2 protein-coding genes are annotated in these 662 nt (G+C 47.3%); both read left to right on the top strand.

Going from position 1 to position 662, the window contains the following annotated elements; genetic code table 11:
- Positions 1-176: 30S ribosomal protein S13 (gene rpsM / locus B2Y23_RS14925; protein ID WP_291371651.1), on the top strand; the 176-nt coding region annotated here is incomplete at its 5' end.
- A gap of 19 nt (positions 177-195) precedes the next feature.
- Positions 196-582: a 30S ribosomal protein S11 gene (gene rpsK / locus B2Y23_RS14920; RefSeq protein ID WP_001040166.1), complete on the top strand. Its 387-nt coding sequence runs from the start codon at positions 196-198 to the stop codon at positions 580-582.
- The last annotated feature ends 80 nt before the right edge of the window (positions 583-662 follow it).

The raw sequence follows: 662 nt of genomic DNA, 5'->3' as shown, positions 1-662 counted from the left end.
CCAAGGTTCCGACCGAAGGTGATTTACGTCGCGAAATTTCCATGAACATTAAACGTTTAATGGATTTAGGCTGCTACCGCGGTCTTCGTCATCGTCGCAGCTTGCCTGTCCGTGGACAACGCACCAAAACTAACGCACGTACCCGTAAAGGTCCGCGCAAACCTATTAAGAAATAAGATTTCTGGAAGCTAAAAGATGGCTAAAGATACTCGCACACGCAAGAAGGTCACTCGTACCGTCTCTGAAGGTGTTGCACACATTCACGCTTCTTTTAATAACACCATTGTGACTATTACCGATCGTCAAGGTAATGCACTGGCTTGGGCCACTTCAGGTGGGCAAGGCTTCCGTGGATCACGTAAATCAACTCCGTTTGCTGCTCAGGTAGCTGCTGAAGTTGCTGGTAAAGCAGCTTTAGATTACGGTTTGAAAAACTTGGACGTCCTTGTAAAAGGTCCTGGTCCTGGTCGTGAGTCTGCGGTTCGTGCTTTAGGTGCAGTGGGTTATAAAATTAACAGCATTACCGATGTGACTCCAATTCCTCACAACGGTTGCCGTCCACCTAAAAAACGTCGCGTGTAAGGAGAAACATTCATGGCTCGTTATATTGGTCCAAAATGCAAACTCTCTCGCCGCGAAGGGACAGACCTGCAACTTAAATC

This window comes from Acinetobacter sp. UBA5934 (genome assembly GCF_002430855.1).
Classification (GTDB): domain Bacteria; phylum Pseudomonadota; class Gammaproteobacteria; order Pseudomonadales; family Moraxellaceae; genus Acinetobacter.
Note: the sequence above shows the minus strand (reverse complement) of the source record. Positions and strands in the feature narration are given on the sequence as shown.